Origin of the sequence: Aquabacterium sp. CECT 9606, assembly GCF_918741295.1 — a bacterium.
GTDB lineage: Bacteria > Pseudomonadota > Gammaproteobacteria > Burkholderiales > Burkholderiaceae_C > Aquabacterium.
The window spans coordinates 612,953-624,456 of record NZ_CAKKNB010000002.1; the positions used below are offsets into that span (position 1 = coordinate 612,953).

General features: G+C 66.0%; 9 protein-coding genes. All 9 read left to right on the forward strand.

Annotated elements, in window-relative coordinates; all coding sequences use genetic code 11:
* Positions 1–65 precede the first annotated feature (65 nt).
* Positions 66–1,373 carry an acyl-CoA dehydrogenase family protein gene (locus LQ232_RS10520; RefSeq protein WP_230180272.1) on the forward strand — a complete coding sequence of 436 codons (1,308 nt, stop codon included), beginning with the start codon at positions 66–68 and terminating at the stop codon, positions 1,371–1,373.
* Positions 1,374–1,486: 113 nt separating this feature from the next.
* Positions 1,487–2,701, forward strand: a complete 1,215-nt coding sequence (locus LQ232_RS10525) for an acyl-CoA dehydrogenase family protein (protein ID WP_230180273.1) — start codon at positions 1,487–1,489, stop codon at positions 2,699–2,701.
* A 56-nt stretch (positions 2,702–2,757) separates the two neighbouring features.
* Positions 2,758–3,576, forward strand: a complete 819-nt coding sequence (locus LQ232_RS10530) for a hypothetical protein (protein ID WP_230180274.1) — start codon at positions 2,758–2,760, stop codon at positions 3,574–3,576.
* A 16-nt stretch (positions 3,577–3,592) separates the two neighbouring features.
* Positions 3,593–3,892 (forward strand): hypothetical protein, encoded by a 300-nt coding sequence (locus LQ232_RS10535; protein ID WP_230180275.1) that lies wholly within the window; start codon positions 3,593–3,595, stop codon positions 3,890–3,892.
* Positions 3,893–3,925: 33 nt separating this feature from the next.
* Entirely contained in the window at positions 3,926–4,192 is a 267-nt protein-coding gene (locus LQ232_RS10540; RefSeq protein ID WP_230180276.1) for a DUF1488 family protein, read from the forward strand.
* A gap of 51 nt (positions 4,193–4,243) precedes the next feature.
* Positions 4,244–7,546, forward strand: coding sequence for a carboxyl transferase domain-containing protein (locus tag LQ232_RS10545; protein WP_230180277.1), 3,303 nt, complete (start codon positions 4,244–4,246; stop codon positions 7,544–7,546).
* Between the two features lie 108 nt (positions 7,547–7,654).
* On the forward strand, positions 7,655–9,346 hold the full coding sequence (locus LQ232_RS10550; RefSeq protein ID WP_230180278.1) for a DUF1800 family protein: 1,692 nt from the start codon (positions 7,655–7,657) through the stop codon (positions 9,344–9,346).
* Between the two features lie 11 nt (positions 9,347–9,357).
* Positions 9,358–10,740 carry a DUF1501 domain-containing protein gene (locus LQ232_RS10555; protein WP_230180279.1) on the forward strand — a complete coding sequence of 461 codons (1,383 nt, stop codon included), beginning with the start codon at positions 9,358–9,360 and terminating at the stop codon, positions 10,738–10,740.
* Positions 10,741–10,795: 55 nt separating this feature from the next.
* Positions 10,796–11,296: a DUF4442 domain-containing protein gene (locus LQ232_RS10560; protein ID WP_230180280.1), complete on the forward strand. Its 501-nt coding sequence runs from the start codon at positions 10,796–10,798 to the stop codon at positions 11,294–11,296.
* Positions 11,297–11,504: the final 208 nt, after the last annotated feature.

Here is an 11,504-nt window from a genome sequence, read left to right on the forward strand (position 1 = left end):
TATCGGCGACGGCGGGGGCGCAAGATGGGCGGATTCCTCTTTTCACGCTCACTTCAGGTGGCCACATGACATCGCTCACACGAATCGGACTGCGGACCTTGAGCCGCATGGCGGGCTCGACCAAGCTGGACGCCCTCAAACTGCGCAAACCGACCGAGCAGGTCCTGTACCACGGCACCAAAGCAGGCTTCAAGGCCGTGACGGCGGCCAACCGGGCTTTCAAATCGGTGAAGAACCTGGGCTCGCCGCAGCGCCTGCCCAAGCGCGGCACGGGCGATCTTTTCGACCTGGCGCCCACCGAAGATCAGCAGATGCTGCAGGAAGCTGCGCGCACCTTCGCCATGGAGCAGTTGCGCGAGGCCGCCGGCAAGGCCGACATGGCCTATGCCGCGCCGCCTGAGCTGCTGGCGCAATGCGCCGAACTGGGCATCACGTCGCTGGGCATCCCCGAGGCGCTCGGCGGCATGGGCACTGAGCGCTCGGCCGTGACGAACGTGCTGATCGCCGAAGCCATGGCCGAAGGCGACATGGGCCTGGCCTTTGCCGCGCTGGCGCCCTCGGCCGTGAGCACGGCCTTGGTGTTGTGGGGCAATGCCGAGCAGCAGGCCGACTACCTGGGCGCCTTCACCGGCGAGAACGTGCCGGCGGCGGCCCTGGCCATCCAGGAGCCCACGCCTTTGTTCGACCCGTTTGAACTGAAGACGCGCGCGGTGGCGCAAAGCGGCGGCTATGTGATCAACGGCGTGAAGTCGATGGTGCCCTTGGCCGCCAGCGCCGAGCTGTTCATTGTGGCCGCGCACATCGAGGGCAAGGGCCCGGCGCTGTTCGTGATCGAGTCGTCCACCAAGGGCCTGTCGATCGAGGAAGACCGCGCGATGGGGCTGCGCGCCGCCGGCACTGCGCGCTTGAAGCTGGACGCGGTGTCGGTGTCCGCCAAGGCCTTGCTGGCCGAGGGTGCTGCGGAGGTTTACCGCGAATGCATCCAGCTGTCACGCCTGGCCTGGTGTGCCTTGGCCACGGGTTGCGCGCAAGGCGTGCTCGATTTCATCGTGCCGTATGTGAACGAGCGCCAGGCCTTTGGCGAGCCGATCAGCCACCGGCAATCGGTGGCGTTTGCCGTGTCCAACATGTCGATCGAACTGAATGCGATGCGCTTGTTGACGTGGCGCGCGGCCAGCCTGGTCGATGCCGATGTGGACTTCTTCGAGGCAGCCGCCTTGGCGCGCCGGCTGTGCACCGACAAGGGCATGCAGATCGGCAGCGACGGCGTGCAATTGCTGGGCGGGCATGGCTTCGTCACCGAATACCCGGTGGAGCGTTGGTACCGCGATCTGCGCGCTGTGGGCGTGATGGAGGGTGGGCTGCTGATTTGACCCACCCCCTGCGCGCTTCGCGCGCCCCCTCAAGGGGGCAACACCAGCGGCCCGGCAAAGCCGGATCCACGGTGTTCGCTGGATGAGACTGGCTTACTGATGAGATTCACGCAATGATCAACCTCGAAATCCCCCGCAAGTTCAAGCCCCTGGTGCGCCAGGCCCACGAAACCGCCGCCGAAGTGCTGCGCCCCATCTCGCGCAAGTACGACCGCGCCGAACACAGCCGCCCGGTCGAGCTCGACATGATGGCCGCCGTGATCGACGGCATGAACGAAGGCAACAGCGATGTGGGCGGCACGGGCGCCACGGGCGTGCGCCGTGATGCGGCCGATGGTGCCCAAGGCAACCGCAATGGCACCAACATCTCCACCTGCCTGTCCATCATGGAACTGTGCTGGGGCGACGTGGGCATGCTGCTGTCGATGCCGCGCCAAGGCCTGGGCAATGCGGCCATCGCGTCCGTCGCCAACGACGAGCAGCTCAAACGCTTCAAGGGCCGCTGGGCCGCCATGGCCATCACCGAACCGGGCTGCGGCTCTGATTCGGCTGCCATCAAAACCAGCGCGAAGCTCGATGGCGACCACTACGTGCTCAATGGCGAGAAGATCTATGTGACCGCTGGGGACCGCGCCGACCTGGTGGTCGTGTGGGCCACGCTGGACAAAAGTCTGGGCCGCGCTGCCATCAAGTCCTTCGTGGTCGAAAAAGGCACACCCGGCTTCGAGCTGGTGCGCCTGGAGCACAAGCTGGGCATCCGGGCCTCCGACACCGCGCACTTCATGATCACCAACTGCCGCGTGCCCAAGGAGAACCTGCTGGGCGACCCCGAGGTGAACCCCGAGAAGAGCTTTGCCGGCGTGATGCAGACCTTCGACAACACGCGCCCGCTGGTGGCCTCGATGGCCGTGGGCCTGACGCGCGCCTGCATTGAAGAGATGGGTCAGATCCTGAAGGACTGCGGCTTGACCGTGGACTACAGCCGTCCCCTGCACCGCCAGCCTTCGGCCGTGGCCGACTTCGTGCGCATGCAGGCCGACTACGAGGCTGCACGCTTGCTGACGCTGCAAGCCGCCTGGATGGCCGACAACGCGCGGCCCAATTCGCTGGAAGCTTCGCTGGCCAAGGCCAAGGCTGGCCGCACCTGCGTGGATGTGGCCCTGAAGTGCGTGGAGCTGGCCGGCAGCATTGGCTACACCGAGACCTCGTTGCTCGAGAAGTGGTCTCGCGATGCCAAGATCTTGGACATCTTCGAAGGCACGCAGCAGATCCAGCTGTTGATCATCGCGCGGCGCTTGCTGGGCAAGAGTTCGGCAGAACTGAAGTAAACCGGTGGCGCCTAGAATGGCGCCCCGCTTCGCTTTATTCTGCAGTGCCCGCCCCGATGAACATCACCGTCAAAGAAGAACTGCGCGTCTACATCGACCCACTGACCCCGGACGAACACGACGCGCTGGAGCGCAGCATCCTGGCCGAAGGTTGCCGTGACGCGCTGGTATTGTGGGGCGATGTGCTCGTCGATGGCCACAACCGCCACGGCATCTGCCAAAAGCACGGTATCCCCTTCAATACCGTGCAGAACGCCAGCTTCAAGTCGATGGATGATGTGCACCTTTGGATGATCGACCAGCACCTGGGGCGGCGCAGCGTTTCAGACTTTCAGCGCGGCGTGCTGGCCTTGCGCAAGAAAGACATCATGAGCGCCCGGGTGCAGGCCAGCAAGGCCGCCTCACCGGAGCCTGCTGCGCCTGGCGATGCGGCCGCTGCTGATCAGGCTTCGACGCCCCCTTGGGATGTCGACCCTTTGCCCACCCGCGAGGCCATCGCCAGGGCCGCGCGCATCAGCAGCAGCACAGTCAGCCAGATCGAGAAGATCCAGAAGGAGGCCGCGCCCGAACTGGTGGCGGCCGTGAAGGCCGGTGACATCTCCATCAATGCGGCCGCGGCCGTGGCTTCGCTGCCGGTGGACGAGCAAGTGGCCGCCGTGGCTGGCGGCAAGAAGGAGTTGCGCCAGGCGGCCCGGCAGGTGCGCGAAGCCAAGGCCCAAGCACGTGCGGCGAATGCGCCAGCCGACACATCCACGGACGAAGGCGAGGCTTCTGAATCACCTGATGCCATGATCGCCCGCCTGAAGAAAACCGTGGCTGAACTCACCACTGAGAACGCCATGCTCAAGGTCCGGATCGCCGAGCTGATGGCCTGATGCGCGGAGGCCGGCCATGGCTTTGGACTACCTGATTTTTGACCACAGTGAGGACACCGAGGGCATCGGCACCTTCGAGGCCATGGCCTCGGTCACGGCGGACCGCCTGGATGCGGTCCATGCCGAAGTGACATCAGTGTTGGCCTGGGCCTTTGCCACCTTCACCGACGCCCATGGCCCCTTGGACCAAGGCTTCGAATGGGACCATGACCTGCAAGTGCAGCAGGAGTCCACCACGCTGCACACGGTGACCTTGCTACTCAGCGGCGGCGCTGCCTTTTGCCAGGCCTTCGCCGAGCGCTTTCCGGCCGATTAGGCGGATACTCTGGCTTCATCCTTTGGAGTCCCTATGTCGCAACCCCCCTTTTTCCACGAAGCGACCGGGGCCGTCAGGTTCTGGGTCATGGTGAACAACGCATTGGTGGGGGCCAGCGTCAGCCGTGAAGCCTTGCATCACCGGTATCGGCCCGATGGCCGTGGTGAAGATCCCCTGGAAACCTATAAAAGCCACTCGGCCGACATTGATGAGGTGGTGCGGCGTCGGGTGGCACAGGGGTCGATCGAGCCGGTGATGCTGCGCGAGTTCGACCTTCGCCTGGTGGTGCCCAAGGCCTAGCCGCTAGGATGCAGGATTCGCCGATCTTCGGCTTTCTCATCCTCTTGCGCCATGCCGCCAACCGTCCAGCCGGTCCTCCTCATCGCCAACCGCGGCGAGATCGCCATCCGCATTGCGCGTGCTGCCAGTGAACTGGGCTGGCGCACCATCGGTGTGGTGGCCGAAGACGATCAATCGGCGCAGCACGCCTTCCACGTGGATGCGCTTCAGGTCTTGCCTGGCAAGGGCGTGCCGGCCTACCTGAGCATTGACCACGTGGTCTCAGCGGCCCAGGCCGAGGGCTGCACCCATGTGCACCCCGGTTACGGCCTGTTGAGCGAGAACGCCGATTTTGCCCGCGCCTGCACCACTGCGGGCTTGACATTCGTGGGCCCCACCCCCGAGGTGCTGGACCTGTTGGGCGACAAGGCGCAAGCCCGCGCCTTGGCACAGCGCTGCGGCGTGCCAGTGACCCAGGGCATCGACCATGGCGTGTCCCTGGCCGAGGCGCAGGCCTTTTTCGCGGAGCTGGGGCAGGGCGGCGCCATGATGATCAAGGCGCTGGCCGGCGGCGGTGGCCGTGGCATGCGTGTCGTTGAAGCCGAGCAAGACATCCCGGCTGCCTTCGAGCGTTGTCGGTCCGAGGCCCAGGCCGCCTTTGGGCGTGCCGATGTCTATGTGGAACAACTGGTGCGCCGCGCGCGCCACATCGAGGTGCAGGCCTTGGGCGACGGCAGCGGCACGGTCAGCCATGCCTGGGAGCGCGATTGCACCGTGCAGCGCAACCACCAGAAGCTGGTCGAGATCGCCCCCGCGCCGAACCTTAACGTTACTGTGCGACAGCGCCTGCTGGACGACGCCCTCACGCTGGCGCAAGCGGTGAAGCTGCGCGGTTTGTGCACCTTCGAGTTCCTGCTTGACCTGGACCACCCTGGCCGCTACTTTTTCATGGAAGCCAACCCGCGCTTGCAGGTCGAGCACACGGTGACCGAGGCCGTGACCGGCCTGGACCTGGTGCAACTGCAATTGCGTTTGTCGCAAGGCGCCACGCTGGCCGAGTTGCACGCGACCCAGATCGACATCGCGCCACCCCGCGGCACTGCCATCCAGGTGCGCGTGAATGTCGAGCGCATGGGGCCCGATGGCCGTGCCATGCCGGCAGGCGGCACCGTGCGTGCATACGAACCACCGGGCGGGCCGGGCATCCGTGTGGATGGCCATGGCCACATCGGCCTGCGGCCACACCCTGGTTTCGACACCTTGCTGGCCAAGCTCATCGTGCACCACCCGGCGGGCTTTGATTTGGCCTTGCAGCGCAGCCGCCGGGCGCTGGGCGAGTTCAGGCTGGACGGGGTCGACAGCGACATCGCCTTTCTGCAGGCCCTGCTGGGCCATCCCGACCTGGCGGCCTACCAGGTGAACACCCGTTGGTTGCAACTGCACGTGGCTGCCTTGCTGGCGGCCATGCCGCAGCAACACCGGCCGCGCGAGCTGGTGCATGGGGATCAACATGCTGGCCCTGCAGTCAAGCTGGCGGGCGTTCCCGAGGGCTGCATTTCGGTGAGCGCCTCCGTGCCTGGCTCGCTGGTGAGCCTGCACGTCCAGCCTGGCGACACCGTGCGGGCCGGCCAACGCGTGGCCGTGATCGAGGCCATGAAGATGGAGTTCGAGATCAACGCCACACAAGGCGGCCGGGTGGCGGCGGTGTTGGCCGAAGTGGGCCATGTGGTGGCCGAGGGCCAGGCGCTGTTGGCCCTGGACCCTGCTGGCGACGATGGCCAGGCCCACGCCACCACCGACCACACGCTCGACCTGGACCACATCCGTCCCGACCTGGCCGAAGTGATCGAGCGCCATGCCGTCACGCTCGATGCCCGGCGCTCCGATGCCGTCGCCAGGCGCCACGCCAAGGGCCACCGCACCGCCCGAGAAAACGTCGACGACTTTCTGGACGAAGGCAGCTTCCTGGAATACGGCGGTCTGGCCTTGGCCTCTCAGCGCATCCGCTTGAAAGAGCCTGAGCTGATCGCACGCAGTCCCGCCGATGGCTTGATCGCTGGCCTGGGCACCGTCAATGCCGCGCAGTTCGGCGAGCAGGCCGCGCGCTGCATGGTGCTGGCCTACGACTACACCGTGTTCGCCGGCACGCAGGGCATCATCAACCACAAGAAGACCGACCGCATGCTGCACCTGGCCTTGCAGCGCGAGCTGCCGCTGGTGCTGTGGGCCGAAGGTGGCGGTGGCCGGCCCAACGACGAGTACCCCGGCGTGAGCCTGCTGGACAACATGACCTTCCTGGGCCTGGCGCGCCTGAGCGGCCTGGTGCCGTTGGTGGCCATCGTCAATGGCCGCTGCTTCGCGGGCAATGCCTCGCTGGCCGGTTGCTGCGACGTCATCATCGCCACGAAGGACACCAGCATCGGCATGGCCGGCCCCGCCATGATCGAAGGTGGCGGCCTGGGCAAGTTCACGCCGGAAGAGGTGGGCCCGGTCAGCATGCAGGCACCCAATGGCGTCATCGACGTGGTGGTGGACGACGAGGCGCACGCCGTGCGCGTGGCGCGCCAATACCTGTCTTACTTCCAAGGCAAGACCACCGAGTGGCAATGTGCCGATCAGCGCCTGCTGCGCCACGTGGTTCCTGAAAAACGCACCCGTGTCTATGACATGCGGGCGGCCATCCACACTTTGTTTGACACCGATTCAGTGCTGGAGTTGCGCCGCGATTTCGCGCCCGGCATGGTCACCGCGCTGGTGCGCGTGGAAGGCCGGCCCATGGGGGTGATCGCCAACGACCCTCGGCATCTGGGCGGGGCCATCGATGCGGACGGCGCCGACAAGGCCGCGCGTTTCATGCAGCTGTGCGATGCCTTCGACGTGCCTTTGGTGTCGCTGTGCGACACGCCCGGCTTCATGGTGGGACCCGATGCCGAGCAGACCGCCACGGTGCGCCACTTCTCGCGCATGTTCCTGATGGCGGCCAGCATGACGGTGCCTTTCTTCACCGTGGTTCTTCGCAAGGGCTATGGGCTGGGCGCACAGGCCATGACGGCGGGCAGTTTGCTGGCGCCGGACTTCACCGTCTCGTGGCCCACTGGCGAGTTTGGCCCCATGGGCATTGAAGGTGCGGTGCACCTGGGCTTTGGCAAGCAACTCGCCAGCATTGAAGACCCTGCGCAACGCCAGCAAGCTTTCGACCAGTTGGTGGCCGCCGCCTACCAGCGTGGCAAAGGCCTGAACATGGCCAGTCACCTGGAGTTGGACGACGTCATCGATCCGGCCGACACACGCCGCTGGTTGGTGCGTGGGCTGGCCGCCATGCCCGCCACCCCGCACCGTGCCGGACGAAAACGCCCATTTGTGGACGCTTGGTGAGATCTTTATCGAAGCAAGCGGTGTCAAAGATTGCGAGAGGTAACGCACGTTGAGTTATGGGCCCGCATCCCGATACATTGTCTTTCCGCATTCGATACAAGACATTTGATGGCCGCCCTAGAAGTTGAACCCTGCGATTCCACCGTTCTTCCTTCAGCACCTGATTGGCGCGGCGCCGGTTTGGCGCTGTCAGTGGCCGCCTCGGCATCGCTGGTGGCCTGCGGGGGCGGTGCGCAACCTTTCGAACCCATGACCGAGGCCCGCGCGGCCCGCTTGCTCAACCAGGGCGGGTTGGGGTCCACCCCCGAACAAGTGGCGGTGTTGGTGCGCGATGGCGCCGATGCCTGGGTGACGGCCCAGTTGGCCATGCCCCTGTCGCCTTCCGTGTGGGACTGGGCGCGCGCGCAAGGCTTTGACAACCGCGCCTATGCGCGAGGCGACTTCGGCCTGGACCAGGCTTTGTGGTGGCGCCTGTGCACGGCCAAGGATGTGCTGCGCCAGCGGGTGGTCCTCGCGCTCAGCGAGATCTTCGTGGTCTCGCCTTTGAACATGGTGGCCTATTACAAGCAGTTTGCCTGCCTGGCCTGGTGGGAGCTGCTGGAGCAGCATTGCTTTGGCAACTTCCGCGATCTGCTCACGCACATCACCTTGTCGCCCGCCATGGGCGTGTACCTCAGCATGCGCGGCAGCAGCAAGGACGACGGCCGTGGCCGCCACCCTGACGAGAACTATGCGCGCGAGTTGCTGCAGCTGTTCACCATCGGCCTGAACACCTTGCAGCCCGATGGCTCACCCACGGTGCCACCCAAAGACACCTACGACGGGCACACGGTCTCGCAACTGGCCAAGGTGTTCACCGGCTGGGACGTCGATGGCTTCAACCCCTTCGATCCCGAAGGCCCTTTCGACTACTTGCGTGTGCCCATGGGCTTCCACGCCGATCGCCACGCCGACACCGACAAGAGTGTGCTGGGCGTCAACATCCCCGGCCAGACGCCCGGGCCGGAGTCCATGCGCCTGGCGCTGGACGCGGTGTTCAACCACCCCAATGTGGGCTTCTTCATCGCGCGCCAGCTCATCCAGCGCCTGGTGACCAGCAACCCCAGCAAGGACTACGTCTGGCGGGTGGCCATGGCCTTCAACAGCAATGGGGCGCCCATGCCCGTGCGCGGTGACATGGCCGCCGTGGTGCGCGCCGTGCTGGCCGACCCTGAAGCCCGGCCCGAGATCATCCTGCCCGCGGCCAGCCAGCCCGCCCCCACCCAGCCGACCCAGACCGATGGCAAGTTGCGCGAGCCCGTGCTGCGCCTGTTGCAATGGCTGCGCCTGGTGAACGTCACGTCCACCGATGGGCAATGGCGCTTCCCGGACCTGTCGGGCAGCGACCAGCTGGGCCAGGCCCCGCTGCGTTCGCCTTCGGTCTTCAACTTCTTCCGCCCTGGCTACGTGCCGCCCAACACCGCCATGGCCGCCAAGGGCCTGGTCGCGCCTGAGTTCCAGGTCACCAACGAATCCAGCGTGATGGGCTATGCCAATTTCCTGTTGCGCATCATGCCCTTCGGCGGCAACGGCATCTTGCCCAACTACGACACCTGGCTGGCCATGGCCGACCAACCCGCCCGCCTGGTGGACCAGCTCAACCTGCACCTGACCGGGCGTGTGCTGTCGCCCACCACGGTGGACACGGTGGTGGTGGGCGTCAACTCGATCCTCGGCACCTCGCCCAATGAACGGCTCAACCGCGTGGTGGCCGCGTTTTTCCTCATCATGTGCTGCCCCGAATACCTCGTGCAGCGCTGAACGGTGTGACCATGACTTCCGATTCCATCAGCCGCCGCGCTTTCCTGCAACGTGGTGCCGCCTTGTCGCTGGCCGGCACCGCCGCGCCTTTCGCCCTCAACCTGGCCACCCTGGCCGAAGCCGCCGCGCAAACCTCTGGCGGCGCCGATTACAAGGCCCTGGTCTGCGTCTTCCTGCAAGGCGGCAATGACCATGGGAACACGCTGATCCCTTTCGACGACGGCAGCTACGCGGGCTATGCCGCGGCACGGGGCGGTGTCGCCCTGGCGCGTGAAGGGCTGGCCGCCACGGCCTTGTCCACCACGCTGGGCGGACGGCAATTGGCCATGGCGCCCAGCCTGGCGCCCCTCAAGCCCTTGTACGAATCGGGCCGCCTGGCCTGGTTGCTCAACATCGGCCCTTTGGTGCAGCCGACCACGCTGGCGCAGTACCAGGCCCGGTCCGTGCCCTTGCCCGCCAAGCTGTTCTCGCACAACGACCAGCAATCGGCCTGGCAATCCTACGGGCCTGAGGGCACGTTGGCAGGCTGGGGTGGGCTGTCCAGCGATGCGGTGATGTCGGGCAATGGCCGGGCATCGCTGACCTGCATCAACACGGCGGGCAACGCGGTCTATTTGTCGGGCCGCTCGGCCGTGCCTTACATGGTCAACCCGGCAGGGGTGCCTTCGCTCTACGCGCTCAATGGCGGCCTGTTCGGATCGGCCGCGTGCGAGGCCGCTTTCCGGCAGCTGGTCACCCAGACCTCGCAAGCGCATGTGATGGCCAGCGAGCACGCCCGCGTCATGGCCCGCGCCATCGAGGTCAATGCCCAGCTTCAGACGGCCCTGGCCGCCACGCCTGCCTTGGCCACGGCTTTTGATGTGGCCAACCCCTTGGCCCAACAGCTGCGCATGGTGGCCCAGTTGATCGCCGCGCGCAGCCGCCTGGGCATGCGCCGCCAGGTCTTCTTCGTGTCGCTGTCCGGCTTTGACCTGCACGACAACCTGCTCAGCCGTCACGCCCTTTTGCTGGGCCAGCTCGCCTCGGCGCTGGTGAGCTTCCAGGGGGCGCTGGACGAGTTGAACGTGGCGCCCAACGTGACCACCTTCACCGCGAGTGACTTTGGCCGCACGCTCAGCAGCAATGGCGATGGCTCGGACCACGGCTGGGGCGGGCACCACCTGGTCATGGGCGGCGCCGTGCGTGGCGCCAGCCTGTACGGGCAGTTGCCCAGCGCGGGCCTGGGCGGCGAGAACGACACCGGCCAGGGTCGCTTGCTGCCCACGATGGGCGTGCAGCAGTTGGCGGGTGCGCTGGGCCGCTGGATGGGGGTGTCGTCCACTGACCTCAATACGATCAATCCTGGCCTGGGTGCTTTCAACGCCGGCACGCTGTCAAGCCTGCTCACCGCTTGATGCCGCAGCACCTTGATGCGGCTACCATGCGGCCTCGTGTTCACCTGGAGTCCGCATGAGCAGCAGCACCAAGCCTAATCAACTCAGCCGCAACATCGCCCGCTTCCAGCGCTTGCCCGCCGGTTTGCGCCCCTGGCTGACCAGCTTCATGCTTGGCAATGTGGTCCCCATGGTTGGCTCGGCCGGCCTGCGTTTCGAGGAGATATCGAACGAGCGCGTGGTGGTCACCATCCGCAATCGGCGCAAGGTGCAGAACCACATCAAGGGCTTGCACGCGGCGGCCATGGCCTTGCTGGCCGAGACCGCCACCGGCTTTTGCGTGGGCATGAATGTGCCCGACGACAAGCTGCCCCTGATCAAGACCATGAAGGTGGACTACCTCAAGCGCGCGCAGGGTGACATGAAGGCCGTGGCCCAGTTGCGGCCTGATCAGATCCAGCAGATCCGCACGCAGGACAAGGGTGAAGTCACGGTGCCGGTCAGCATCACGGACGAGTCGGGCGGTGAGCCGATTCAGTGCGAGATGGTTTGGGCTTGGGTGCCGAAGAAGCGTTGATCCACCCCGCTGGCGGCGCAGCACGAAATGGGGCCGTGGCAGGCCACCAGCGGGGCGAAACAAGGGCTGGGTGGGTCTCCGGCAGGGCGCTTGTTGGTGCTGAGGAGCGGAGCGGCGAGGTGGGCGCGCGAAGCGCGCATCGTCAACTGACTTGTCGCCGATGTTTGAACGCAGCGCCTGGAAGGCGCGAAGTGAGTTTCGGCGACAT